Source organism: Streptomyces sp. NPDC006294, from assembly GCF_042870895.1.
Classification (GTDB): domain Bacteria; phylum Actinomycetota; class Actinomycetes; order Streptomycetales; family Streptomycetaceae; genus Streptomyces.
The window spans coordinates 41,971-67,186 of the sequence record NZ_JBIAHV010000025.1 but is presented as its reverse complement, the minus strand read 5'-3'; the positions used below and the strand labels follow the sequence as shown (position 1 = coordinate 67,186).

The following is a 25,216-nucleotide window of genomic DNA, read 5'->3' as shown; positions in this document are numbered from 1 at the left end:
GTCCGTATCGGCCCGGGGACCGCATCCGAGTAGGGCTGCGGACGTAGGTCGAAGTGCCTTGCACGGTGGGGTCTCGGGCACGAGGCGGCGGACGGCGGTGCGTTCCTACGTTGGGTCCATCCGAGGAGGCGGCACACGAGCGCCTCACGACAAGGGGATGGGCATCATGCCGGTAGCAGTGATCACTGGGGCGTCGAAGGGGCTGGGCCGGGCGCTGGCGGCGGCTCTGGCCGAGCGGGGCTGGGACCTGGTGCTGGGCGCCAGGGGCGCCGACGCGCTGAAGGAGAGCGCCGGGCACGCCGGACGCCACGGGACGCGTGTGGTGGCGGTGGCGGGGGACGTCACGGACGCCGGCCACCGCACCGCGCTGGTTGCCGCCGCCGAGCGGCTGGGCGGCCTGGACCTGCTGGTGAACAACGCGAGCGCGCTGGGCGCCGAGCCGCTGGTGCGGCTGGACGTGCTGCCGCCGGCGGGGCTGCGGGCGGCGCTGGAGACCAATGTGGTCGCGCCGCTCGGCCTCGTACAGGAGGCGCTGCCTCTGTTGAGGCGGTCGCGGGCCGGGGCCGTGGTGGCGGTCAGCTCCGACGCGGCGGTGGAGGCGTACGAGACCTGGGGCGGCTACGGGGCGTCCAAGGCGGCACTCGACCATCTCGCCGCCGTGCTCGCGGTCGAGGAGCCCGGGCTGCGGGTGTGGAGCGTCGATCCGGGCGACATGCAGACGGACCTGTACGCGGCGGCGGTGCCCGACGACACGGATCCGCGTCCCTCGCCCGAGTCCGTGGTGCCCGGTTTCCTGCGGCTGGTCGAGGACCGGCCGGCCGGCGGCCGGTACACGGTGCCCGCGCTGCTGGAGACCCGATGAGCCCGGGGGCGGAAGCCGTGACGGCCCTGGAGGACCTGCGCGTGCCGGACGAGCTGTCCGCCCGCACGCCCGCCGAGCAGCGGGGCGCGGGGCGCGACGACGTGCGGCTGCTCCTCTCGCGGGGCACGGAGGTGTCCCACCACCGCTTCACGCGCCTGCCGGACCTGCTGCGGGCCGGTGACGTGCTGGTCGTGAACACCTCGGCCACCCTGGCGGCCGCCGTGGACGGGCGGCTCGGCGGCGAGCCGGTGGTGGTGCACTTCTCGACCCGCGGTGACCGGGGGCACCCGGGGCCGGGGGCCGCGGGCGGCCGATGGGCGGTGGAGCTGCGCCGCCCGGACGGCGCGGGCAGCACGGCGCCGCGGGCGGGCGGCCCGGCGGGGGCGGCCGTACGGCTGCCCGGCGGCGGCGAGCTGGTTTTCGAGACGCCGCTCGCCCCGGGGGCGGACCGGCTGTGGTGGGCTTCGGCGTCCGTGGACGTGCCGGCGCTGCTGCGGAGGCACGGCAGGCCGATCCGGTACGGGTACACGGCGCGGGACCAGCCCCTGTCGGCGTACCAGACGGTCTTCGCGCTCCCCTCCCCCGACGGCTCGGGCTCGGCGGAGATGCCGAGTGCGGCCCGCCCGTTCACCGCGCGGGTGGTGGCGGAGCTGGTGAGCCGGGGGGTGCAGTTCGCGCCGATCGTGCTGCATACCGGCGTGGCGTCGGCGGAGGCGCACGAGCCGCCGTACCCGGAGCGCTTCGACGTCCCGGCGACGACGGCGTGGCTGGTGAACGCGGCACGTGCCGCGGGGGGCCGGATCGTGGCGGTCGGCACGACGGCCGTGCGGGCCCTGGAGTCGGCCGCGGGCGCCGGCGGCGTGGTCCGGCCGGCCGCGGGCTGGACGGACCTGGTGGTGACGCCGCGGCGCGGGGTGCGGGTGGTGGACGGTCTGCTGACCGGACTGCACGAGCCGGAGGCGTCACATCTGCTGATGCTGGAGGCGATCGCCGGGAGGGCCGCGCTGACCAGCGCGTATGCCGAGGCGCTGAGGCGCCGCTACCTCTGGCACGAGTTCGGCGACGTCCACCTCGTCCTGCCGCCGGAACGGCCTCACTCTCAGGATTGCGTCAGCAACACTTGGTGAGATCGACGCAGGGGCGATGTGAGCCCGCACATAGGGTCCAGATCACTTACGAGACTCTTTAGTTGCTACAAAAGGGGCATCTATCCCCGGACACCAGCGACTAATACGGACATTGGAAACATATGATCCACTACCGTGGATCGTACGTCACACCTTTGCCACGGCATTTTGCGCCAGCTAAGAATTGCCGACGTCGCTTCCGAACAGCGCAGAGCCGAACCGGCCTGGAGCGACTTTCCGCTATTCGAAGAGGTACGTCTGTATGTCCGCGTTCATCACCCCTGAGATCCGACGACGACTCAAGAGCCGCAAGACTGCCGTCGCCGGTGTCGCCACCGTCGCGGCCGCCGCTGTGGCTCTCTCCATCGCCCCCTCGGGCAACGCCGAGGCCGGTGTGCAGACCGAGGCCGTCGCCGCGGCCCCGGTGGCCTGGAAGGCCGACGCCAAGAAGACCGCCGCGCTGCACGAGAGCATCACCAGCCAGCAGTCCGCCTTCGAGGCCCAGCTGAAGGCCACGCAGGCCAAGGCCAAGGCCGAGGCGAAGGCGAAGGCCGAGAAGGCCGCCGCAGCGAAGAAGGCCGCAGCGAAGGCGGCCGCCGAGAAGCGCGCCAAGGAGCAGGCCGCCAGCCGAGCCGCCGAGCGCAAGCCGGCGAAGGTGACCTACCCGAACAACCTGGACGGGTGGATCCGCGAGGCGATGTCGATCATGAAGAAGCACGACATCCCCGGCAGCTACGAGGGCATCCACCGCAACATCATTCGGGAGTCCTCCGGCGACCCGCGGGCCATCAACAACTGGGACATCAACGCCATCAACGGCGTCCCCTCGAAGGGCCTGCTGCAGGTCATCAAGCCGACCTTCGACGCCTACCACGTCCCCGGCACCTCCTGGGACCAGTACGACCCGGTCGCCAACATCGTCGCCGCCTGCAACTACGCGGCCGACCGCTACGGCTCCATGGACAACGTGAACAGCGCCTACTGAGGCTGACCGGACACACCAAGCCGGCGGCGCGGCCGGCGGGCATGCAACAGACGCGAAGGGCGCACCCCGTACGGGGTGCGCCCTTCGGCGTCGTGGTGCTGCCCAGTGGTCTGCGTTACTTGCGCATGACCTCGGGCTCGTGCCTGCGCAGGAAGCGGGCGACCAGGAATCCGCACAGGGCGCCGAGCGCGAGCAGCGCGCCCATGTCGAGGAACCAGGCCCCGGCGTCGTGGTCCCACAGGGGGTCGGTGCTGGTCGGATCGTCCGTGTTCGGGTTGATCCGGTTGAAGTCCAGCGTCGCTCCGGCGGCGGCGACCGCCCAGCGCGACGGCATCAGGTACGAGAACTCGTTGACGCCGACCGTGCCGTGCAGGATGAACAGACAGCCGGTGAACACGACCTGGATGATCGCGAACATGACCAGCAGCGGCATGGTCTTCTCGGCCGTCTTCACCAGCGCGGAGATGATCAGGCCGAACATCATCGACGTGAAGCCGAGGGCCATGATCGGCAGCGAGAGCTCGAGCATGACGGCCCCGCCCAGCACCAGCCCCTCCTCGGGCAGCTCACGGGTGGCGAAGCCGATGGCCCCGACCAGACCGCCCTGGATGACCGTGATCATGCCCAGGACGATGACCTTGGACATCAGATACGCGGAGCGTGACAGGCCGGTCGCCCGTTCCCGCTCGTAGATCACCCGTTCCTTGATCAGCTCGCGGACGGAGTTGGCGGCGCCGGCGAAGCAGGCGCCCACCGCGAGGATCAGCAGCACCGTGGTGGCCGTGCCGTTCGGAATGATCCTGCCGGTCTGCGCGTTCTGGTTGACCAGCAGGCCCCGGTCCGGGTCGATGAGCAGGCTGACCGCGCCGAGCACCGCGGGCAGGATCAGCATCAGGCCCATGAAGCCCTTGTCGGACACGATCACCGAGATGTAGCGGCGGGTCAGCGTGAGCAGCTGGGAGCCCCAGCTCTGCGGCTTCGGCGGACGCATCTGCTGCGCGGGCATGCTCACCGACTGCGCGGCGACGGCGTCGATGTCGGCCGCGTACATCTGGTAGTGCTGCGAACCGCGCCAGCGGCCCGCCCAGTCGTAGTCGCGGTAGTTCTCGAAGGCCGAGAAGACGTCGGCCCAGGTGCTGTAGCCGAAGAAGTTGAGCGCCTCCTCCGGCGGACCGAAGTACGCCACGGAGCCGCCGGGCGCCATGACCAGCAACTTGTCGCACAGCCCCAGCTCCGCCACCGAGTGGGTGACGACGAGGACCGTGCGGCCGTCGTCCGCCAGGCCGCGCAGCAGCTGCATGACGTCACGGTCCATGCCCGGGTCGAGACCGGAGGTCGGCTCGTCCAGGAAGATCAGCGACGGCTTGGTCAGCAGCTCCAGGGCGACGGACACGCGCTTGCGCTGACCGCCGGAGAGCGACGTGACCCGCTTGTCCTTGTGGATGTCGAGCTTGAGCTCGCGCAGCACCTCGTCGATACGGGCCTCACGCTCGGCCTCGGCGGTGTCGCCGGGGAAGCGGAGTTTGGCCGCGTACTTGAGCGCCTTACGGACGGTGAGCTCCTTGTGCAGGATGTCGTCCTGCGGAACCAGACCGATGCGCTGGCGCAGCTCGGCGAACTGCTTGTAGAGGCTGCGGTTGTCGTAGAGGACGTCACCCTGGTTGGCGGGCCGGTAGCCGGTGAGCGCCTTCAGCAGGGTGGACTTTCCGGAGCCGGACGGGCCGATGACACCGATCAGCGACTTCTCCGGGACGCCGAAGGAGACGTCGCGCAGGATCTGCTTGCCGCCGTCGACGGTCACCGTGAGGTGGCGGGCCGAGAAGGAGACGTCACCGGTGTCGACGAACTCCTCGAGCTGTCCGCCGACGATACGGAACGTGGAGTGACCGACGCCGACGATGTCGCTCGGGCCGATGAGGACCGTGCCGGACTTGGCGATCGGCTGTCCGTTGACATAGGTGCCGTTGTGGGAGCCCAGGTCACGGATCTCGAACCGGCCGTCGGGGTGCGCGGTGAACTCCGCGTGGTGCCGCGACACCTGCAGGTCGGAGACGACGAGCTCGTTCTCCAGCGCACGGCCGATGCGCATCACCCGGCCGAGGGACAGCTGGTGGAAGGTCGTGGGGCTGCGGTCACCGTGGACTGGCACAGCTCCCTGGCCCTGCGGCGCGCCCTGCTGGTGCGGCACCTGCGGCTGCGCCTGCGGCCAGCCCTGCTGGGCGGCGGCCTGCTGCGGCGGCTGCTGCGCGGGCGGCTGCTGCCAGCCCTGCTGCTGCGGCTGCTGTGCCGGAGCCTGAGCGGCCTGCTGCGGCGCGCCCTGTGCGTAGGCGCCGGCCGCGGCGCCCGCCGGTGCGCCGGCGCCGGTCAGACCGAGACGGGGACCGTCAGTGGCGTTCCCCAGGTGGACCGCCGTCCCGGCACCGATCTCCATCTGGTGGATCCGCTGGCCCTGCACATAGGTGCCGTTGGTGCTGCCGTGGTCCTCGATGACCCAACTGCGCCCGCCCCAGCTGATCGTGGCATGTCGCCACGAGACCCTGGCGTCGTCGATCACCACATCGCCCTGGGGATCGCGTCCCAGGGTGTACGACCTGGACGGATCGAGCGTCCAGGTCCTTCCGTTCAATTCCAGTACGAGTTCCGGCACTCCATGCCCCACTAGTTGTCCCCCGAGCTTCCCCCGTCGCCGGGAGTCTAGGGAAGGCGAACATCGTGGGGAACTATTTCAGGCCCGGCCTCGTATCCGAAAGCCGGGCCGTGTGAAGACCTCGTTCGGTACCGAGTTGGGACGTTCGCCGAGGGATCGGGACGTGGCGCGGCGGCGACGGGCGCCCACGAGTGGTGACGGATCATGCGGGAAACGAATATTCCAGGCCAATCGGGCCCCGGGACCCCTTCCGCGCCGTACCCGCCCCTGGTGTCCGCCAGGCGGGACAGAACCTCTCGTCCCGCCCGTCGCCCGATACGGTGGTAGCACCATGAGCGCACAGCAGCCCCCTCCCAACGCCGACGTCCCCACCCTTCTCGTCAAGATCTTCGGGAAGGACCGCCCAGGGATCACCGCCGGGCTCTTCGACACCCTCGCCGCGTACGCCGTCGACGTCGTCGACATCGAGCAGGTCGTCTCCCGGGGCCGGCTCGTACTGTGCGCGCTCGTCACCTCCCCCACGGCCGGCGGCGCCACCGAGGGCGAACTGCGTGCCACCGTGCACAGCTGGGCCGAGTCCCTCAGGCTGCAGGCCGAGATCATCTCCGGTACGGGCGACAACCGGCCGCGCGGCAGCGGACGTTCCCATGTGACGGTGCTCGGACACCCGCTCACCGCGGAGTCCACGGCGGCCATAGCGGCCACCATCGCCGGCGCCGGCGGCAACATCGACCGCATCTTCCGGCTGGCGAAGTATCCGGTCACGGCCGTCGAGTTCGCGGTCTCCGGCGTCGAGACCGAGCCGCTGCGGACCGCGCTGGCCATGGAGGCCGCCGAGATCGGCGTCGACGTCGCCGTCGTCTCCGCCGGACTGCACCGGCGGGCGCAGCGCCTCGTCGTCATGGACGTCGACTCCACCCTCATCCAGGACGAGGTCATCGAGCTCTTCGCGGCGCACGCGGGCTGCGAGGCCGAGGTCGCGGAGGTCACCGCCGCGGCCATGCGCGGCGACCTGGACTTCGAGCAGTCGCTGCACGCCCGCGTGGCGCTGCTCGAAGGGCTCGACGCCTCCGTCGTGGACAAGGTCCGCACGGAGGTACGGCTCACTCCGGGCGCCCGCACTCTGATCCGTACGCTGAAGCGGCTCGGCTACCAAGTGGGCGTCGTCTCCGGCGGCTTCACCCAGGTCACCGACGATCTCAAGGACCGGCTCGGGCTCGATTTCGCGTCGGCGAACACCCTGGAGATCGAGGACGGGAAGCTCACCGGCCGGGTCGTCGGCGAGATCGTGGACCGGGCGGGCAAGGCCCGGCTGCTGCGCCGGTTCGCGGCTGAGGCCGGGGTGCCGCTCGCGCAGACGGTCGCGATCGGCGACGGGGCGAACGACCTCGACATGCTGAACGCCGCCGGACTCGGCGTCGCGTTCAACGCCAAGCCCGTCGTCCGCAAGGCGGCGCACACCGCGGTCAACGTGCCCTTCCTCGACACGGTGCTGTACCTGCTGGGCATCACCCGCGAAGAGGTCGAGGCGGCCGACGACGGCACCGGCGAGCACTGACACGCGCTTCTTCCCGCCCTGCTCCTGACGTACGACAGCTTCGGACATACGACGGCCCCCGGCAGGCGATGGCGATGCGCCGGGGGCCGCTCACACGCGGTGGACGGTCACTCCTGATGAGGAGTCCAGTAGTCGAGCAGCCTTCCCGCGCCGTGCTCCACGGACTTCCACGGCCCGCCGACGGACAGGACGGCGAACGCCGAGGTCGGGAAGCCGTCCCGGGTCATACGGGCCAGTGCGTCGCCCTCGGCGCTGCCCGCGAGGGCGTCCGCCAGCGCGTGCATACCGGGGTTGTGACCGATGACCAGCAGATCGTTCACCTCGTCGGACGTCTCCGCCAGCAGGGCGAGCAGATCACCGAGAGATGCCTCGTACAGCCGATCCTCGTACACCGTCTTCGGGCGGTGCGGCAGCTCGTGCACCGCGAGCTTCCAGGTCTCACGGGTCCTGACCGCGGTCGAGCACAGGGCCAGGTCGAAGTCGATACCGGTCTCCGCCAGACGCCGGCCTGCCACCGGAGCGTCCTTCCGGCCGCGCTCTGCGAGCGGGCGCTCACGGTCGGACACCTCGGGCCAGTCGGCCTTCGCGTGCCGGAGGAGAACAATCCTGCGGGATTCGGGAGATCCGGGGGGTGTCCCCCCGGAAGACACAGCGGCGCTCATGCAACCCAGCTTCGCATGAAATGAGCCAGCGGGCGCAGGGTGTTGACGTGCTCCGCCATGAAGAGTGACCCCGTCAACGGATCAGCCGGTGGATGAGCCGGAAGAACTCGGCGACCCCCGGAACGTCGTCCGCCGCGGCGTGCGCCTGGCCGGGACCGGCGATCAGCATCAGCAGCGTGCAGAAGGCGATCACCGGCAGCGCCAGCGCCCACCAGGGCAGCCGGACCCCTCCGACGCCCGCGACGGGGGCCGAGGACCGGGGGTGCGTGTGGGCCGGCATGGCCGCCTCCGTAGGTCTGAGGTCCAGTACCTCAAACGTACGGATCATGAATCCCGCGGCCCATCCGGCGACCCACCCACTTCACCCTGACCCTGGCCCCCTAAGGGACGGTGGTGCCAGCACCCCCTTTTTCTTGAGGCTCGGTTCTCCCCCGGCTTCGCCGGCGGACCCCCACCGGGGCGCTCCGTGCGTGTGTCGACGGTCGATCATGCTCGGTCCCTGGTTCCTCGGGACCTCCGCGTGTTCTCCACTTCCGCTGTACTCACAGCGGCCACGGGCCGCGAGCCCCTTCGGCTCACTCGCCGATGTGGCGAGCCCGGTCCTCCGGGCAGACCCACGGGGTCGGCCCGGTTGTCCGTGGGGGCGAACCGAGCCCCGGAAGATTACGGCGCAGCGATCGTCGCGATGACGGAGATGATCACGCCGATGAGGAGGATCAGGCCGAAGATTCCGAGGAGCTTCTTCTGGCCGTTCTGGGGGTTCGGGTCGAGCACAGGCATGGAATCAGTTTCGCATCCCGGTCTCGTCCTCGATCGTCCGGTCCCGGCCCGCCAGGAGCCCGACGCCGATCTGCGGCACGAGCAGGGCCGCCATCAGCGTGAGCGGCAGGTCCCAGCCGCCGCTGTGCTGGTACAGGACGCCCACCAGCAGCGGACCGGGGATGGAGATCAGATAGCCGGTGGACTGGGCGAACGCGGAGAGCCGTACGACCCCCGCTCCCGTCCTCGACCGCATGCCGATCATGGTGAGGGCCAGCGGGAACGAGCAGTTGGAGACGCCCAGCAGCACCGCCCATGCCCAGGCCCCGGCCGCCGGTGCGAGCTGGAGGCCGAGGTAGCCGGTCAGTCCGCACAGCCCGAGTGCGACGACGATCGGTCCCTGCTGCCGCATCCGGGCCGCGAGCCGGGGGATCACGAAGGCCAGCGGCACGCCCATCACCATGGTGACGGCCAGCAGCACGCCCGCGGTCCCGGCGGGGACGCCCGCGTCGCGGAAGATCTGCGGCATCCATCCCATGGTGATGTACGCGCCGGTCGCCTGTAGCCCGAAGAAGCAGGCCAGCGCCCAGGCGGTCGGGCTGCGGGTGATGCGCGGCGCGGCAGCCGGCCGCTTCGTGCCGCCGTCGGCCTTGCCCGACGCCGGCGAGGCGGTGCCCTCGCGGTCGCGCAGCAGCCCCAGCCAGGGCAGTACGGCGACGGCCGCGAGGACCGCCCACAGCGCGAGACCGCCCCGCCAGCTGCCGCCGAGCGCGCTCGCGAGGGGCACGGTCGCGGCGGCCGCGAGCGACGTGCCGAGCGCGAGGGCCATCGAGTAGAGACCGGTCATCGAACCGACCCGGTCGGGGAAGTACCGCTTGACGATCACCGGCATCAGCACGTTGCTGACCGCGATGCCCATGAGGGCGAGCGCGCTGGCGGCGAGGAAGGCGGCCGTGCCGCCGACGAAGGGCCTTACGGCCACGCCCGTCGCGATGGCCGCCATGCCGGCGCAGACGACGGCCCCGGGCCCGAAGCGGCGGGCCAGCCGGGGCGCGGCGACGCCGAAGACGGCGAAGCAGAGCGGCGGTACGGAGGTGAGCAGCCCGGCGACGCTGCCGCTCATGTGGAGCCCGGTCCGCGCCTCTTCGAGCAGGGCTCCCAGGCTGGTGATGGCGGGGCGCAGATTGAGCGCGGCCAGCACGATGCCGACGACGACGAGCCGGGTGGCCCAGACCGGTGTCCGCCGGGCGGCAGAATCCTGGGCGGCAGGGGCCGTCTCGGCGGGGCTCACGGTGCGGGTCTCCTCGGGCATTGGCCCATCATAGAATCATGGGATGATTGGTTGTCCAATCCCGTACGGTCCGGCGGCCTGCCTGCCGGACGCCGGGTGGGCACCTCACGACAAGGAGCACCATGGCGCTGTCCTCTCCCCGGCGTTCCGCGCTCTCCGACCAGGTGATCGCCCAGCTGCGGAACCAGATCACCTCGGGCGAGTGGCCGGTCGGATCGCGGATCCCGACCGAACCGGAACTGGTCGAGCAGCTCGGTGTCGCCCGCAACACCGTCCGTGAGGCGGTGCGCGCGCTGGCGCACAACGGGCTGCTGGACATCCGGCAGGGCTCGGGCACGTATGTGCTGGCCACCAGCGAGCTCGCGGGCGTCATGCACCGCCGGTTCGCCGACGCCGACCCGCGGCACGTCGCCGAACTGCGCTCCACCCTCGAGTCGTCGGCGGCCCGGCTGGCCGCCGAGCGGCGTACGGAGCGCGACCTCCACCAACTGGACGCGCTGCTGGCCAGGCGCGAGGAGGCGTGGGCGTCCGGGGTCGCGGAGGAGTTCGTGGCGGCCGACGCGACGTTCCACCTCGCCGTGGTCGCCGCCTCGCACAACGAGGTGCTCACCGAGCTCTACGCCGACCTGGGCGACCTGCTGCGGGACTGGCTGCGCGAGGACATCGGGCAGGAGCTGCGCCCCGAGCACCACATGGACCACGGACGGATGGTCGAGGCGATCCGCGCGGGCGACGGCGACGCGGCGGCGTCGGAGGCGGCCGGTTATCCGTTCATGTGCCTGCGTCGGCCCGCATCGGCTGGTGGCTGACCCAGACGGAGCGGATCTCCTTCCAGCACCGGCCGGTCAGCTCCCGGTACTCGGCCGCGCGGAGCAGGACGGGCGCGGTGTCGGCGTCGACGTCCCACCAGCGGTCGCACTCGACGTGCAGGCGGACCCGGTCGGCGGAGGGGTAGGGGTTGTGGCAGTAGGCGGTGACCCGCGAGCCCTCGACGACGGTGGTGCACTGCGCCCGGTAGTCCGGCGCCGGCGCCGGCCGGGGGTCCTGCGTCTCCTGACGGAACTGGAGGGTGGCGAGGGGGACGGCCCCCAGCAGGACCGTCGCGGCGGCCAGTACGGAGGCGTTGCGCCATGTCGTACGCACGAGCAGGACCTCCTCGGCCGGGCTGCGGCGCACGCGCCGCAACAGCACCACAAGGAAGATTTGCTCCTCCAGCATCACCGCCCCCGGGTCCGCCCGCCCACGCACTGGGCCGAACGAGCGGCGCCCCGCCCACCGCGCGAAGCGGTCGGCGGGGCATCCCCGGTGTATATGTCTGCTGGTCAGGCACCCATGATGTGGACGCCGCCGTCGACGTGGACGATCTCGCCCGTGGTCTTCGGGAAGAAGTCCGAGAGCAGTGCGACGACGCCGCGGCCGGCCGGCTCCGGGTCGGCCATGTTCCAGTCGAGCGGGGAGCGCTCGTCCCACACCTTGGCCAGGTCGGTGAAGCCGGGGATGGACTTGGCGGCCATCGAGCCGAGCGGGCCGGCCGAGATCAGGTTGCAGCGGATGTTCCGCGGGCCGAGGTCGCGGGCCAGGTAGCGGCTCGTGGCCTCGAGCGCGGCCTTCGCCGGGCCCATCCAGTCGTACTGCGGCCAGGCGAACTGCGCGTCGAACGTGAGACCCACGACCGAGCCGCCGTTCTGCATCAGCGGCAGGCACGCCATGGACAGCGACTTCAGCGAGAACGCCGAGACGTGCATCGCGGTCGCCACCGACTCGAAGGGCGTGTGGAGGAAGTTGCCGCCCAGGGCGTCCTGCGGGGCGAAGCCGATGGAGTGGACGACGCCGTCGAGACTGCCGAGCTCCGCGCGCACGAGCTCCTCGAGGCGGGCCAGGTGCTCGTCGTTGGTGACGTCGAGTTCGATGACCTTCGCGGGCTTGGGGAGCTTCCTGGCGATGCGCTCGGTCAGGGTGGGCCGCGGGAAGGCGGTCAGGATGACCTCAGCGCCCTGCTCCTGGGCCACCTTCGCGGTGTGGAAGGCGATGGAGGACTCCATCAGCACACCGGTGATCAGGACGCGCTTGCCCTCGAGGATTCCACTCATGTCGTTCAGTGACCCATGCCCAATCCGCCGTCAACGGGGATGACGGCTCCAGTGATGTACGAGGCGTCGTCGGAGGCGAGGAAGCGCACGGCTGCGGCGATCTCCTCCGGCTTCGCGTACCGGCCGAGCGGCACCTGCGAGACGATGCCCGCGCGCTGCTCGTCGGTGAGTGCCTGCGTCATGTCGGTGTCGACGAAACCGGGCGCGACAACGTTGAAGGTGATGTTCCGCGAGCCCAGCTCACGCGCCAGCGAGCGGGCGAAGCCGACGAGCCCGGCCTTGGAGGCGGCGTAGTTCGCCTGCCCGGCGGAGCCCAGCAGCCCGACGACGGAGGAGATCAGCACGACGCGGCCCTTCTTGGCGCGCAGCATGCCGCGGTTGGCACGCTTGACGACGCGGAAGGTGCCGGTGAGGTTGGTGTCGAGGACGGAGGTGAAGTCGTCCTCCGACATGCGCATCAGCAGCTGGTCCTTGGTGATGCCGGCGTTGGCGACCAGCACCTCCACGTTGCCGTGCTTCTCCTCGATCTCCTTGTAGGCCTGCTCCACCTGCTCGGCGTCGGTGATGTCGCACCGGACGGGCAGGCAGCCGGCCTCGACGAGCTCGGCGGGCGGCTCGCCGGAGCGGTAGGTGATGGCGACCTTGTCACCGTTGGCGGCGAAAACGCGGGCGATGGCAAGGCCGATGCCCCGGTTTCCTCCGGTGACCAGAACCGAGCGGCTCAACGGATCACCCTTTCACTAGCTGTTCCAAGCACCTGAGCCCAGGCGACTACCCAGAAAACCTATCGGTCCGGCCCACCGAGCGAGGACTCGGTCTCTGACAGCGCCGCGATCCGGTCACTGTCGGGTCCCTACAGAACCTGCCACTCGCCGTGCAATTCCACGGGATCGCGGCCGGTGGACATGATTCACTGCCGCAGACGATTCACCGCCGCAGACGCTTTCAGGGCGAGTCACAGCGACGAGTCACAGTGAAGGGAAGGGCCGTCCGTGCCCCACGACATCGATCAGACGTTCACCGCGCTGCCGCTGCGGGCGCTCGCCGACGCGGCCCTCGCCCGGGCCCGCGCGCTCGGCGCCGAGCATGCCGACTTCCGGCTGGAGCGGGTGCGCAGCGCGGCCTGGCGGCTGCGGGACGCCAAGCCCGCGGGTTCCTCCGACACGACGGACCTCGGGTACGCGGTCCGGGTCGTGCACGGCGGGGCGTGGGGTTTCGCCTCCGGGGTGGATCTGACCATGGACGCCGCGGCCCGGGTCGCGGGCCAGGCGGTCGCCATGGCGAAGCTGTCGGCGAAGGTGATCGCGGCGGCGGGCAGCGACGAGAGGGTGGAGCTGGCGGACGAGCCGGTGCACTCGGAGAAGACCTGGGTCTCGTCGTACGGGATCGACCCGTTCGAGGTGCCCGACGAGGACAAGACCGCGCTGCTCGCCGACTTCAGCGACCGGCTGCTGCGGGCGGACGGCGTGGCGCATGTGGACGCGTCGCTGCTCACCGTGCACGAGAACAAGTTCTACGCGGACACCGCGGGCACGGTCACGACGCAGCAGCGGGTACGGCTGCACCCGCAGCTCACCGCGGTCGCCGTGGACGACACGAGCGGCGAATTCGACTCGATGCGCACCATCGCGCCGCCGGCCGGCCGCGGCTGGGAGTATCTGACCGGCACGGGCTGGGACTGGGACTCGGAGCTGGAGCTGATCCCGGCGCTGCTCGCGGAGAAGATGCGCGCCCCGAGCGTGGAGGCGGGCCGGTACGACCTGGTGGTCGACCCGTCGAACCTGTGGCTGACGATCCACGAGTCGATCGGCCACGCCACCGAGCTCGACCGGGCGCTGGGCTACGAGGCCGCGTACGCGGGGACGTCGTTCGCGACCTTCGACCAGCTGGGGAAGCTGGCGTACGGCTCGTCGGTGATGAACGTGACCGGGGACCGCACCGCGGAGCACGGGCTGGCGACGATCGGCTACGACGACGAGGGCGTCGAGGCGCAGAGCTGGGACCTGGTCAAGGACGGCACGCTGGTCGGGTACCAGCTGGACCGGAGGATCGCGAAGCTGACGGGCCTCGGCCGCTCCAACGGCTGTGCCTACGCCGACTCCCCCGCGCATGTGCCGGTGCAGCGGATGGCGAACGTGTCGCTGCGGCCGGACCCGGGCGGGCTGTCGACGGAGGATCTGATCGGCGGCGTCGAGCGCGGGATCTATGTGGTCGGCGACCGTTCCTGGTCGATCGACATGCAGCGGTACAACTTCCAGTTCACGGGTCAGCGGTTCTTCCGTATCGAGAACGGCCGGCTGGCGGGTCAGCTGCGGGACGTCGCGTACCAGGCGACGACGACCGAGTTCTGGGGCTCGATGGAGCAGGTCGGGGGCCCGCAGACGTATGTGCTCGGCGGCGCCTTCAACTGCGGCAAGGCCCAGCCGGGCCAGGTCGCCGCGGTCTCGCACGGCTGCCCCTCCGCCCTGTTCCGGGGCGTCAACATCCTCAACACGACGCAGGAGGCCGGTCGATGAGCCCCCGGACCAGCAAGCCGCACGAGATCGTCGAGCAGGCGCTCGCGCTGTCGACCGCCGACGGCTGTGTCGTCATCGCCGACGAGGAGTCCTCCGCCAATCTGCGCTGGGCGGGCAACGCGCTGACCACCAACGGCGTCACCCGCGGCCGCACCCTCACCGTGATCGCGACCGTCGACGGCGCCGAGGGCACCGCGTCGGGCGTGGTGTCCCGTTCCGCGGTGACCGCCGCCGATCTGGAGCCGCTGGTGCGGGCCGCCGAGGCCGCTGCCCGCGGCGCCGGGCCGGCGGAGGACGCCCAGCCGCTGGTCACCGGGGTCGAGGCGTCGCCGGGCTTCACGGACGCCCCCGCGGAGACGACGTCCGCCGTGTTCGCGGACTTCGCCCCGGCGCTCGGCGAGGCGTTCGCCCGGGCCCGGGCGGGCGGCCGGGAGCTGTACGGGTTCGCCAACCACGAGATGACCTCGACGTACATCGGCACCTCCACTGGCCTGCGGCTGCGGCACGACCAGCCGAACGGCACCCTCGAGATCAACGCCAAGTCGCCGGACCGGGTGCGCTCCGCGTGGGCGGGCCTGTCGACACGGGACTTCAAGGACGTGGACCCGGCCGCGATGGACGCCGATCTGGCGCGGCGCCTGGCCTGGGCGGAGCGCCGGATCGAGCTGCCCGCGGGCCGTTACGAGACGCTGCTGCCGCCGACCGCGGTGGCGGACCTGCTGGTCTACCAGATGTGGTCGTCGGCGGCCCGGGACGCGGCGGAGGGCCGCACGGTCTTCTCCAGGCCGGGCGGCGGCACCCGCGTCGGCGAGAAACTGTCGCCGCTGCCGCTGACGCTGCGCAGCGATCCGCACGAGCCGGGCCTCGAGTCGGCCCCGTTCGTGATCGCGCACTCCTCCGGCGACGACGCCTCGGTCTTCGACAACGGGCTGCCGATCACGGCGACGGAGTGGATGCGCGACGGCAAGCTGGCGCACCTGGTCACCACCCGGCACACCGCCGGCCTGACCGGCCTGCCGGTGGCCCCGGGCGCGGGAAACCTGATCCTGGACGGCGGCGGTGAGCGCTCGCTGGAGGAGATGGTGTCCGGGACGGCCCGCGGGCTGCTGCTGACCTGCCTCTGGTACATCCGCGAGGTCGACCCGGCGACGCTGCTGCTGACCGGCCTGACCAGGGACGGCGTCTATCTCGTGGAGAACGGCGAGGTGGTCGGTGAGGTGAACAACTTCCGCTTCAACGAGTCGCCCGTCGATCTGCTGTCCCGAGCCGGTGAGGCGGGGCGCAGCGAGCGGACGCTGCCGCGTGAGTGGGGCGACTGGTTCACCAGGGCGGCCATGCCCGCGCTGCGGGTCCCGGATTTCAATATGAGTTCGGTCAGCCAGGGCGTATAACCTCGTACACGTTCAATGGCACGTTCAACGGCACGTTGGATGCCACGCCCGACGGCACTTTCCCAAGGAGACGCGAGACCCGTGACGGACATCGTCGACGAGCTGAAGTGGCGTGGGCTGATCGCCCAGTCCACTGACGAGGACGCATTGCGCAAGGCGCTCGCGGACGGTCCCGTCACGTTCTATTGCGGCTTCGACCCGACGGCGGCCAGCCTGCACGTCGGGCATCTGGTGCAGGTGCTGACCGTCCGCCGCCTCCAGCAGGCCGGGCACCGGCCGCTGGCGCTGGTGGGCGGGGCGACGGGCCAGATCGGCGACCCGCGGCCGACCGCGGAGCGCACGCTGAACGACCCGGAGACGATCGCGCTGTGGGTGGCCCGGCTGCGTGCGCAGATCGAGCCGTACCTGTCCTTCGAGGGCGACAACGCGGCGATCATGGTGAACAACCTGGACTGGACCGCGGGCATGTCCGCGATCGAGTTCCTGCGGGACATCGGCAAGCACTTCCGCGTCAACAAGATGCTCACGAAGGACTCGGTCGCCCGGCGCCTGGAGTCGGAGCAGGGCATCAGCTACACCGAGTTCAGCTACCAGCTCCTGCAGGGCATGGACTTCCTGGAGCTGTACCGGCGGTACGGCTGCACCCTGCAGCAGGGCGGCAGCGACCAGTGGGGCAACCTGACCGCGGGCCTGGACCTGATCCACCGCCTCGAGCCGGACGCCGAGGTGCACGCACTGGCCACGCCGCTGATGACGAAGGCGGACGGCACCAAGTTCGGCAAGTCGGAGACGGGCACGCTCTGGCTGGACCCGGAGATGACCACGCCGTACGCGTTCTACCAGTTCTGGCTGAACACGGACGACCGGGACATCTCGCGGTACCTGCGCGTCCTCAGCTTCAAGAGCCGCGAGGAGCTCGAGGAGCTGGAGAAGCAGACCGCGGAGCGTCCGCAGGCGCGCGCCGCGCAGCGTGCGCTGGCCGAGGAGCTGACGACGCTGGTGCACGGCGCGGACCAGTGCGCCGCGGTGATCAACGCGTCGAAGGCGCTGTTCGGTCAGGGCGAGCTGGGCGGTCTGGACGAGGCGACGCTCCGCGCGGCGCTGTCCGAGCTTCCCCACGCCCGGGTCGGCGAGCTGCTGCCGGTGGTCGACCTGTTCGCCGAGGTCGGTCTGGCGCCGAGCAAGTCCGCCGCCCGTCGCACGGTGAAGGAGGGCGGCGCGTACGTGAACAACGTGAAGGTGACCGCCGAGGACGCCGTGGTGACCGGTGACGAGCTGCTGCACGGCCGCTGGCTGGTGCTGCGCCGGGGCAAGAAGAACCTGGCGGCGGTCGAGGTCGCGGCCGGCTGATCCGGTAACACGCGCGGAGGCCGGGTGGGGCGAGAACGCCCACCCGGCCTCCGCGTGTGTCAGGCGTGGCGTTTCTTGCCGCGTACGGCGGTGTACGCCATGTCGCCCAGGAAGACGATGACGACGGCCGCCGCGAGCTGCAGCGCGTGCCGGCCCCAGTCGATACCGCTCGTCTCCGCGATGCCGATACCACGCGCCACGGCGTTGCCGATGACGGCGCCGATGATGCCGAAGATGGTGGTCAGCCAGAGGGGACTGTGCTGCTTGCCCGGAATGATCGCTTTCGCGAGCAGACCCAGCACGAATCCCACGATGATCGCCCACAACCAGCCCATGGCTGCCTCCTTGTACGGCCTCTGCGTGAGCAGTTACGTCGCCAGTCTCGGTCCGGCCGCCGTACAGCGCATGTCGGGGAGGGCCGTACGCGTCACGGCGCAGTCCGGGCACGCATTTCCGGGGCGGCCCCGCTCTCGAAGGCGGCGCAGAGCGGGCGTACCGTGGAGGCGACGGGAAAGGACGTGCCCGGGCACGTCCCGCGCGGGAATCGGGTGGTGGAGACGCGATGCGGAAGCACGGCGGAGCAGAGGTCTTCCGGATCACCGGCGCACGGCAGAGTCTCGCCGACGACGTCCGCGGCAGACAGCGCCGCTATGTGATCTCGATGTCGGTACGGACCGTTTCCGTGGTCCTCGCGGCGGTCCTGTGGAACGTGGAACGCCATGTGGCCGTGGTGGCGCTGGTCCTCGGCATCCTGCTGCCCTACATCTCCGTCGTCATCGCCAACGCGGGGCGGGAGAACGCGCCTTCGCTGCCGTCGACGTTCGTTCCGGCGCCGGTCCGGCCGGCGGTCGAGGCGGCCGCGAAGCCGGACGCCGCGGAATCCGGACCGGAGGCGGAGGCCGTCCCCGGGGACCGTCCGGAGACCGGCCCGAGCTGACGGCCGAGCTGACGGCGGGGGCCGCCGACGGGCCGTTCGAGGCCCGGAAAAAGCTCAGGAAAAGCTCAGATCAATCATGAAGTTCCGGTGCACCGCACCCTGTTGCCCGTGACATACTGCCTACGCGCTCCGCATCCCCCGTCGGAGCGACGGACCGACGCCGGGCAGCTCCCCCCGTGGCTGCTCGGCGTCGCCATGCTGGGACAATGATCCCGTGAATCCTCCGGTGAGTGACGAGACCCCCATCTGCTCGGCCAAGGGCTGCCGTACGGACGCCGTGTGGGTCCTCGCCTGGAACAACCCGAAACTGCACACCCCGGACCGCCGCAAGACCTGGCTGGCGTGCGACGAGCACCGCGAGCACCTGTCGCAGTTCCTCGGGGTGCGCGGTTTCCTGAAGGACGTCGTGACGCTGGAGCAGTGGGAGCGCGGCACGGGAGCCGGATCAGCCGCCGATGGCTGACATGGGCCGCTCCGGCTGAAGGAACGACGGGTCGTCGAGACCGGATCCGGCCTTCTTGCCCCACATCGCCAGCCGCCAGATGCGCGAGATCTCCTTGTCCGGCGCGTCGGAGCGCAGGGCCGCCCGCAGGTCCGTCTCCTCGGTGGCGAACAGGCAGGTGCGCACCTGGCCGTCGGCGGTGAGCCGGGTGCGGTCGCAGGCGCTGCAGAACGGCCGGGTGACGGAGGCGATGACGCCGACCCGGTGCGGCCCGCCGTCGACGACCCAGCGCTCCGCGGGCGCGGAGCCGCGTGCGGTGTCGCCCTCCGGGGTGAGGTCGAAGCGGGTGCGCAGCGACTCGAGGATGTCACCAGCGGTGATCATGCCGTCACGCTTCCAGCCGTGCTGGGCGTCGAGCGGCATCTGCTCGATGAAGCGGAGCTCGTAGTCGTGCTCCACGGCCCAGGCGAGCAGGTCGGGGGCCTCGTCGTCGTTGAGTCCGGGCATCAGGACGGTGTTGACCTTGACGGGGGTGAGGCCGGCGGCGCGGGCGGCTTCGAGGCCGTCCAGCACGTCGCGGTGGCGGTCGCGGCGGGTGAGGGTCTTGAAGACGTCGGGCCGCAGGGTGTCCAGCGAGACGTTGACCCGGTCGAGGCCGGCGGCCTTCAGGGCCGCGGCGGTCCGCTTGAGGCCGATGCCGTTGGTGGTGAGGGACATCTTGGGGCGCGGCTCGAGGGCGGCGCAGCGCTCGACGATGCCGACGAGGCCGGGGCGCAGCAGGGGCTCTCCGCCGGTGAAGCGGACTTCCTCGATGCCGAGATCGGTGACGGCGATGCGGATCAGGCGGACGATTTCGTCATCTGTGAGCAGATCCGGCTTGGCCAGCCACTGCAGGCCCTCTTCCGGCATACAGTACGTGCACCGCAGATTGCACCGGTCGGTCAGTGAAACGCGCAGGTCAGTGGCCACTCGGCCGTAGGTGTCGATGAGCACTGTGGGCCCCCTCCCTCTTCGCGGATCCGACGCGTCCGAGCCTACGCGAGTACGCCGACAACACCAGGGCGCATTTGGCACGAGGTACGCGGCGGCCGCGTCGTAGGACTCTACGACGCGGCCGCTGACGTGTGTGTGTCGTTTTCCTCTCAGTGGGCGCCGATGCCGGTGAGGGACTTGACCTCGAGCTCGGCGTACTTGCCCTCGTCGGGCTTCTCCTTGGTGAGGATCGAGCCGAGCCAGCCGAGCAGGAAGCCCAGCGGGATGGAGATCAGACCCGGGTTGGACAGCGGGAACCAGGCGAAGTCGACGCCGGGGAACATCGACGACGGCTTGCCGGAGACCACCGGCGAGAAGAGCACCAGCAGGACGGAGGAGGCGAGACCTCCGTAGATCGACCAGAGGGCGCCCTGGGTGGTGAACTTCTTCCAGAAGAGGCTGTAGAGGATCGTCGGCAGGTTGGCGGAGGCGGCGACCGCGAAGGCGAGGGCGACGAGGCCGGCCACGTTCAGGTCGCGGGCGAGTGCGCCGAGGGCGATGGAGACGATGCCGATGAAGACGGTCGCCCAGCGTGCGGCGCGGACCTCCTCCTTCTCCGTGGCCTCTCCCCTGCGGATCACGTTGGCGTAGATGTCGTGCGCGAACGACGACGAGGAGGCCAGCGTGAGTCCGGCGACGACGGCGAGGATGGTGGCGAAGGCGACGGCCGAGATCACGGAGAGCAGGATCGCGCCCCAGGTGGAGTCGACGCCCCCGATGTGCAGGGCGAGGAGCGGGGCGGCGGTGTTGCCGGCCGGGTTGGACGCCTTGATCTCGGCCGGTCCGACGATGGCGGCGGCGCCGAAGCCGAGCGCGATCGTCATGAGGTAGAAGCCGCCGATGATGCCGATGGCCCAGTTGACCGACTTACGGGCGGCCTGGGCGGTGGGCACGGTGTAGAAGCGGATCAGGATGTGCGGGAGTCCGGCGGTGCCGAGGACGAGCGCGATGCCGAGCGAGATGAAGTCCAGCTTGGTCATACCGTCGATGCCGTACTTGAGGCCGGGCTCCAGGAAGGCGTCCGGGTTGCCCTGCTGGCCCGTCTCGCTCCTCGCCGCGGCCTCGCCGAGCAGGTCGGAGACGTTGAAGTTGAACTTCCACAGCACCAGGAAGGTGATCAGCAGGGTGCCCGCGATGAGCAGCACGGCCTTGACCATCTGCACCCAGGTGGTGCCCTTCATGCCGCCGATGGTCACGTAGACGATCATCAGCAGGCCGACGAGGGCGACGATCGCGACCTTGCCGCCGTCGCTGGTGATGCCCAGGAGCAGCGAGACGAGGATGCCCGCGCCCGCCATCTGCGCCAGCAGGTAGAAGATCGACACGACGATGGTGGAGGCGCCCGCGGCGGTGCGCACCGGGCGCTGGCGCATCCGGTAGGCGAGGACGTCGCCCATGGTGTAGCGGCCGGAGTTGCGCAGCGGCTCGGCGACGAGCAGCAGGGCGACGAGCCAGGCGACCAGGAAGCCGATGGAGTAGAGGAAGCCGTCGTAGCCGTAGAGGGCGATGGCGCCGGCGATACCGAGGAACGAGGCGGCCGACATGTAGTCGCCGGAGATCGCGAGGCCGTTCTGGAAGCCGGTGAACTGGCGGCCGCCGGCGTAGAAGTCGGAGGCGTTCTTGGTCTGCTTGCCGGCCCGGATGGTGATGAACAGGGTCGCGATCACGAAGGCCGCGAAGAGCGAGATGATCAGCGGCCGGTGCTCGGAGGTCGCGTTCGAGGCCGCGAGTTGCAGGACGGGGCTCATGCGTCGGCCTCCATACGGGACTTGATCGCCTCGGCCTTGGGGTCGAGTTTCGCCGCGGCGTGCCGCGAGTAGAACCAGGCGATGAGGAAGGTGGTCGCGAACTGGGCGAGGCCGAAGACGAGGGCGACGTTGACGTTGCCCACGACCTTCGTGCCCATGAAGCCGCCGGCGAAGCTGGAGAGCAGCACGTAGAGCAGGTACCAGGCGATGAACGCGACGGTCAGCGGGAAGGCGAAGGAACGGTAGGTGCGGCGCAGTTCGCCGAATTCCGTACTCTGCTGCACCCGCATGAACGACTGGGTGGTGGGCTGGGCCGGACCGGCGGCCGTGGCGGACTCGGGGGGCGGCGGTGCATCGGTGGTCACGGAATCTCCTCGCGACGCGGGTGCGATAGGCATGGACTGGGGGGTGTCGCTGGCAGGGCGGTTGGATGTTGCTCCACTCCCTGACAACGTCACGGCGCTCGCCGCGAACCGGTTCACCGCAGGTCTTTTTCTTCCGTGCTTCCTTGGCGAACTCATTGAAGAAGGACCTTGATCAGCGATAGCTTCACTCGTCATGTACCCGCCCATTCGCACAGGGGTGTCTGGGCGGTTGTCACGGATGATGTGGAGAACCCATGGCTCATCTGGGATCCAGACGGCGCCGCGCACTCGCGCTGCCCGCCGGTCTGGCGCTCACGGCCTCGCTCGGCTTCATGCCCGCGGGGGCCGCTACGGCGGCGCCGGTCGACGATGTGACCGCTGCGGTCCGGACCGACGGACCGAAGCTCAGTTACGTCGTGAACGTGAAGGGCGGAAACGGCACCGCGAAGGCGGTCAAGAAGGCCATAGCCAAGGCCGGTGGAACGGTGGTGATCGCCTACGACCAGATAGGCGTCATCGTCGTCCACTCGCAGAACCCGGACTTCGGCACCACGATCCGTGGTGTGCGGGGTGTGCAGTCGGCCGGTGCGACGCGTACCGCGCCGCTGGCTCCGTCGGCCGACCTGGCCATCGACTCGGAGCGTCCGCTCACCGCAGAGGAGGCGAAGTCCGCGGCCGCGATCGCGGACTCGGACCAGGACCCGCTGGAGCCCCTGCAGTGGGACCTGCCGGCGATCAAGGCGGACAAGGCCCACGAGAAGACCCTCGGCAGTGACAAGGTCACCGTCGCGGTCATCGACACGGGTGTCGACGACACCCACCCGGACCTCGCGCCGAACTTCGACCGCGACGCGTCGGTGAGCTGCGTGGGCGGCGTGCCGAACACGGCGGACGGCGCGTGGCGTCCCGGCCCGACCGAGTCCGACCACGGCACCCACGTGGCGGGCACGATCGCCGCGGCCAAGAACGGTATCGGGGTCACCGGTGTCGCGCCGGGCGTGAAGGTCTCCGGCATCAAGGTCTCGCAGCCCGACGGCTTCTTCTACACCGAGGCCGTCGTCTGCGGCTTCGTGTGGGCCGCCGAGCACGGCGTCGACGTGACCAACAACAGCTACTACACGGACCCGTGGCTGTTCAACTGCAAGAACGACGCGGACCAGAACGCGCTCGTCGAGGCCGTCTCCCGCGCCACCCGCTACGCGGAGAAGAAGGGCGCGGTCAACGTCGCCGCGGCCGGCAACTCCCGGATGGACCTGGCCGCCGACGAGCTGACGGACACGTCGAGCCCGAACGACACCACGCCGGGCGAGCGGGTCATCAACCCGCGCGAGTGCCTCGACATCCCGACCCAGATCCCGGGTGTCGTCACGGTGTCGGCGCTGGGTGCGAAGGGCCTGAAGTCCTCGTACTCCAACTACGGCAACGGCGTGGTCGACATCTCCGCCCCCGGCGGCGACGCGACGCGCTACCAGATGCCGGACGCCCCGGCCGTCGACGGCCGCATCCTGTCCACCGTCCCCGGCGGCTACGGCTACAAGGCCGGTACGTCGATGGCCTCCCCGCATGTCGCGGGCGTGGCCGCGCTGATCAAGTCGACCCACCCGTACGCACCGCCGGCCCTGGTGAAGGGCCTGCTGTTCGCGCAGGCGGACGACACCGCGTGCACGAACCCGTACGACATCAACGGTGACGGCACGGTCGACGCGGTCTGTGACGGCGGCAAGAACAAGAACGGCTTCTACGGCCACGGCGTCACGGACGCCCTGGACGCGGTCCGCCGGTAAGGGTTTCCTGGCCGGCGGCTGTTCCGGCGGGATTTCCGTCATGAAGCGGGCCCGGTGCGTGATCGCACCGGGCCCGTCGCCGTCGTGGCACCCGGTGCCATAGTGATCGTATGACCGACTCCTCCTCGAACTCCGACGCGAGCGGCGCCGCTCAGGCATGGGCGGCGCTGGGCGGCGACCCCGCGCTGCTCGACCGCGTCACCTTCCGGGGCGGCGGCTCGCTGCCCGCCCGGTTGCCGGTCATGGAACTGGCACGTGCCACGGTCGCGGTCTGCTCACTGGCCGCCGCCGAGCTGGCCGCGCGCCGGGGCGACGGCGCCGTCCCGGCCGTACGGGTCGACGACGGTGCGGTGACGACGGCGTTCCGGAGCGACCGGCTGGTGCGGGTGGACGACGTCGCGCCGGCCACGTTCGCCCCGCTGTCCCGGTTCTGGCGCACCGCGGACGGCTGGGTGCGTACGCACGCCAACTACCCGCACCACCGGGCACGGCTGCTCGGCGCGCTGGCCCTGCCGCCGGACGCCGGCGTGGACGCCGCCGCCGAGGCGATCGGCGCGCGCCGCGCACTGGACGTGGAGGAGAGTTTGTACGCGGCGGGCGGCCTGGCCGTCGCCGTGCGCGACCCGGACGCATGGGCGCGGCATCCGCAGGGCGCTGCCGCCGCCGGACATCCGCTGCTGCGCGTCGAGCGGCTCGGGGACGACGGCCCGCCCCGTACGGCGGACGGCCCGGCGTCGCCCCCGTGTGCGGGCCTGCGGGTGCTGGACCTGACGCGGGTGCTGGCCGGTCCCGTCGCCACGCGGACGCTCGCACTGCTCGGCGCCGATGTACTGCGGGTCGACGCACCGCACCTGCCGGAGAGTCAGGACGCCCACAACGACACCGGTTCGGGCAAACGGTCCACCCTGCTCGATCTGGCGTCGGCCGCCGACCGGGAGACGTTCGAGGAACTGCTGGCCCTGGCGGACGTGGTGGTGACCGGCTACCGTCCGGGCGCCCTCGACCGCTTCGGCCTCTCCCCGGAGGCGCTCGCCGCGCGCCGCCCCGGCCTGGTCGTGGCCCGGCTCTCGGCCTGGGGCCGGTACGGGCCGTGGGCCGGGCGGCGCGGCTTCGACAGCCTGGTCCAGGCGGCGTCGGGCATCGCCGTGACCGAGGGCGAGGACGGCAACCCGGGCGCACTGCCCACCCAGGCGCTCGACCACGGCACCGGATACCTGCTCGCCGCCGGGGTGCTGCGCGCCCTGACGGAACAGCACGCCGCGGGCGGGACCCGGGTGGTGGAGGCCGCTCTCACCCAGACGGCGGCCTGGCTGACCGGGAGGCTGCTGAAGCAGCCCGCCGCGCAGTCCCCGGCATACGAAGCCGAGCGGTGGCTCACCGAGCGCGACAGCCCCATGGGCCGCCTGCGCCACGCCCTGCCCGCGGTCGCCTACGAGGGCGGCCCGGCCGACTGGGCACGCCCGGCGGGGCGGTGGGGCACGGACGCACCGCGGTGGCGGGACGCCACGGCGTGACGGCCGCGGCGCGCACACGCCGGTGCCTCCCGGACTCTTCCGGCCGTTTCCGGGTGGCCGGGGTACGCCTGTCGGCGCCACGGGCATGCATCGATGACCGGCGGAGCGCCGATCGCGGACCGTACGATCCGGAGGCCGGGGTTTTCAGGGGGAGGA

General features: G+C 70.9%; 24 protein-coding genes. 12 read left to right on the top strand and 12 right to left on the bottom strand.

Annotation, left to right across the window (positions count from 1 at the left end):
* The first annotated feature begins 166 nt into the window (after nucleotides 1-166).
* The 3 genes from ACFYOP_RS32060 (at nucleotide 167) to ACFYOP_RS32050 (ending at nucleotide 2,974) form a co-directional block, all read left to right on the top strand.
* Nucleotides 167-862 carry an SDR family NAD(P)-dependent oxidoreductase gene (locus tag ACFYOP_RS32060; protein ID WP_356898785.1) on the top strand — a complete coding sequence of 232 codons (696 nt, stop codon included), beginning with the start codon at nucleotides 167-169 and terminating at the stop codon, nucleotides 860-862.
* Nucleotides 859-1,989 (top strand): S-adenosylmethionine:tRNA ribosyltransferase-isomerase, encoded by a 1,131-nt coding sequence (locus ACFYOP_RS32055; RefSeq protein WP_356898784.1) that lies wholly within the window; start codon nucleotides 859-861, stop codon nucleotides 1,987-1,989. The genes ACFYOP_RS32060 and ACFYOP_RS32055 overlap by 4 nt, the downstream gene beginning before the upstream one ends.
* A gap of 262 nt (nucleotides 1,990-2,251) precedes the next feature.
* Nucleotides 2,252-2,974, top strand: a complete 723-nt coding sequence (locus tag ACFYOP_RS32050; protein WP_356898783.1) for a transglycosylase SLT domain-containing protein — start codon at nucleotides 2,252-2,254, stop codon at nucleotides 2,972-2,974.
* 115 nt (nucleotides 2,975-3,089) lie between these two features.
* Here the strand turns inward: ACFYOP_RS32050 and ACFYOP_RS32045 are convergent, their stop codons facing one another.
* On the bottom strand, nucleotides 3,090-5,621 hold the full coding sequence (locus ACFYOP_RS32045; RefSeq protein WP_356898782.1) for an FHA domain-containing protein: 2,532 nt from the start codon (nucleotides 5,619-5,621) through the stop codon (nucleotides 3,090-3,092).
* A 331-nt stretch (nucleotides 5,622-5,952) separates the two neighbouring features.
* On the opposite strand from ACFYOP_RS32045, the gene serB reads away from it, so the two are divergent.
* Entirely contained in the window at nucleotides 5,953-7,179 is a 1,227-nt protein-coding gene (serB, locus tag ACFYOP_RS32040; RefSeq protein ID WP_356898781.1) for a phosphoserine phosphatase SerB, read from the top strand.
* Nucleotides 7,180-7,286: 107 nt separating this feature from the next.
* Here serB and ACFYOP_RS32035 read toward each other — a convergent pair whose 3' ends face one another.
* From ACFYOP_RS32035 to ACFYOP_RS32020, 4 genes are all read right to left on the bottom strand, one after another.
* Complete coding sequence (locus ACFYOP_RS32035) at nucleotides 7,287-7,841, bottom strand: histidine phosphatase family protein (protein ID WP_356898780.1); 555 nt, start codon at nucleotides 7,839-7,841, stop codon at nucleotides 7,287-7,289.
* A 73-nt stretch (nucleotides 7,842-7,914) separates the two neighbouring features.
* Entirely contained in the window at nucleotides 7,915-8,121 is a 207-nt protein-coding gene (locus ACFYOP_RS32030; RefSeq protein ID WP_356898779.1) for a hypothetical protein, read from the bottom strand.
* 383 nt (nucleotides 8,122-8,504) lie between these two features.
* Nucleotides 8,505-8,621, bottom strand: a complete 117-nt coding sequence (locus ACFYOP_RS32025; protein WP_356898778.1) for an SGM_5486 family transporter-associated protein — start codon at nucleotides 8,619-8,621, stop codon at nucleotides 8,505-8,507.
* 4 nt (nucleotides 8,622-8,625) lie between these two features.
* Nucleotides 8,626-9,912, bottom strand: coding sequence for an MFS transporter (locus ACFYOP_RS32020; protein WP_356898777.1), 1,287 nt, complete (start codon nucleotides 9,910-9,912; stop codon nucleotides 8,626-8,628).
* A 101-nt stretch (nucleotides 9,913-10,013) separates the two neighbouring features.
* Between ACFYOP_RS32020 and ACFYOP_RS32015 the strand changes: the two genes are divergently transcribed.
* A complete protein-coding gene (locus tag ACFYOP_RS32015; RefSeq protein WP_356898776.1) occupies nucleotides 10,014-10,700 on the top strand; it encodes a FadR/GntR family transcriptional regulator in 687 nt (228 codons plus the stop codon).
* Here the strand turns inward: ACFYOP_RS32015 and ACFYOP_RS32010 are convergent.
* The 3 genes from ACFYOP_RS32010 to fabG all read right to left on the bottom strand — a co-directional run bounded on the left by ACFYOP_RS32010 (nucleotide 10,663) and on the right by fabG (nucleotide 12,706).
* Nucleotides 10,663-11,109, bottom strand: a complete 447-nt coding sequence (locus ACFYOP_RS32010) for a hypothetical protein (RefSeq protein ID WP_356898775.1) — start codon at nucleotides 11,107-11,109, stop codon at nucleotides 10,663-10,665. The two genes, ACFYOP_RS32015 and ACFYOP_RS32010, sit on opposite strands and share 38 nt — an antisense overlap.
* A 104-nt stretch (nucleotides 11,110-11,213) precedes the next feature.
* A complete protein-coding gene (gene fabI / locus ACFYOP_RS32005) occupies nucleotides 11,214-11,981 on the bottom strand; it encodes an enoyl-ACP reductase FabI (RefSeq protein ID WP_356898774.1) in 768 nt (255 codons plus the stop codon).
* Between the two features lie 5 nt (nucleotides 11,982-11,986).
* Nucleotides 11,987-12,706 carry a 3-oxoacyl-[acyl-carrier-protein] reductase gene (fabG, locus tag ACFYOP_RS32000; RefSeq protein WP_356898773.1) on the bottom strand — a complete coding sequence of 240 codons (720 nt, stop codon included), beginning with the start codon at nucleotides 12,704-12,706 and terminating at the stop codon, nucleotides 11,987-11,989.
* 267 nt (nucleotides 12,707-12,973) lie between these two features.
* Between fabG and ACFYOP_RS31995 the strand changes: the two genes are divergently transcribed.
* The 3 genes from ACFYOP_RS31995 to tyrS all read left to right on the top strand — a co-directional run bounded on the left by ACFYOP_RS31995 (nucleotide 12,974) and on the right by tyrS (nucleotide 17,238).
* Nucleotides 12,974-14,497, top strand: a complete 1,524-nt coding sequence (locus ACFYOP_RS31995; protein ID WP_356898772.1) for a TldD/PmbA family protein — start codon at nucleotides 12,974-12,976, stop codon at nucleotides 14,495-14,497.
* Complete coding sequence (locus ACFYOP_RS31990; protein WP_356898771.1) at nucleotides 14,494-15,888, top strand: metallopeptidase TldD-related protein; 1,395 nt, start codon at nucleotides 14,494-14,496, stop codon at nucleotides 15,886-15,888. The genes ACFYOP_RS31995 and ACFYOP_RS31990 overlap by 4 nt, the downstream gene beginning before the upstream one ends.
* Nucleotides 15,889-15,969: 81 nt before the next feature.
* Nucleotides 15,970-17,238 carry a tyrosine--tRNA ligase gene (gene tyrS, locus ACFYOP_RS31985; protein WP_356898770.1) on the top strand — a complete coding sequence of 423 codons (1,269 nt, stop codon included), beginning with the start codon at nucleotides 15,970-15,972 and terminating at the stop codon, nucleotides 17,236-17,238.
* A gap of 59 nt (nucleotides 17,239-17,297) precedes the next feature.
* Here tyrS and ACFYOP_RS31980 read toward each other — a convergent pair whose 3' ends face one another.
* Nucleotides 17,298-17,573, bottom strand: coding sequence for a GlsB/YeaQ/YmgE family stress response membrane protein (locus ACFYOP_RS31980; RefSeq protein ID WP_356898769.1), 276 nt, complete (start codon nucleotides 17,571-17,573; stop codon nucleotides 17,298-17,300).
* A gap of 227 nt (nucleotides 17,574-17,800) precedes the next feature.
* On the opposite strand from ACFYOP_RS31980, the gene ACFYOP_RS31975 reads away from it, so the two are divergent.
* Nucleotides 17,801-18,175: a DUF3099 domain-containing protein gene (locus ACFYOP_RS31975; RefSeq protein WP_356898768.1), complete on the top strand. Its 375-nt coding sequence runs from the start codon at nucleotides 17,801-17,803 to the stop codon at nucleotides 18,173-18,175.
* Between the two features lie 226 nt (nucleotides 18,176-18,401).
* The gene (locus ACFYOP_RS31970; protein ID WP_356898767.1) at nucleotides 18,402-18,638 is read left to right on the top strand and encodes a hypothetical protein; all 237 of its coding nucleotides are present in this window, start codon (nucleotides 18,402-18,404) and stop codon (nucleotides 18,636-18,638) included.
* Here ACFYOP_RS31970 and moaA read toward each other — a convergent pair.
* The 3 genes from moaA to ACFYOP_RS31955 form a co-directional block, all read right to left on the bottom strand.
* Nucleotides 18,621-19,610 carry a GTP 3',8-cyclase MoaA gene (gene moaA, locus ACFYOP_RS31965; protein ID WP_356898766.1) on the bottom strand — a complete coding sequence of 330 codons (990 nt, stop codon included), beginning with the start codon at nucleotides 19,608-19,610 and terminating at the stop codon, nucleotides 18,621-18,623. The two genes, ACFYOP_RS31970 and moaA, sit on opposite strands and share 18 nt — an antisense overlap.
* Nucleotides 19,611-19,759: 149 nt before the next feature.
* A complete protein-coding gene (locus ACFYOP_RS31960) occupies nucleotides 19,760-21,397 on the bottom strand; it encodes a cation acetate symporter (RefSeq protein WP_356898765.1) in 1,638 nt (545 codons plus the stop codon).
* On the bottom strand, nucleotides 21,394-21,762 hold the full coding sequence (locus tag ACFYOP_RS31955; protein WP_356898764.1) for a DUF485 domain-containing protein: 369 nt from the start codon (nucleotides 21,760-21,762) through the stop codon (nucleotides 21,394-21,396). Before ACFYOP_RS31955 ends, ACFYOP_RS31960 begins: the two co-directional genes overlap by 4 nt.
* Nucleotides 21,763-22,016: 254 nt before the next feature.
* Here ACFYOP_RS31955 and ACFYOP_RS31950 point away from each other — a divergent pair, with 254 nt between their 5' ends.
* Nucleotides 22,017-23,546: a S8 family serine peptidase gene (locus ACFYOP_RS31950; protein ID WP_356898763.1), complete on the top strand. Its 1,530-nt coding sequence runs from the start codon at nucleotides 22,017-22,019 to the stop codon at nucleotides 23,544-23,546.
* A gap of 110 nt (nucleotides 23,547-23,656) precedes the next feature.
* Complete coding sequence (locus tag ACFYOP_RS31945) at nucleotides 23,657-25,060, top strand: CoA transferase (protein WP_356898762.1); 1,404 nt, start codon at nucleotides 23,657-23,659, stop codon at nucleotides 25,058-25,060.
* Nucleotides 25,061-25,216: the final 156 nt, after the last annotated feature.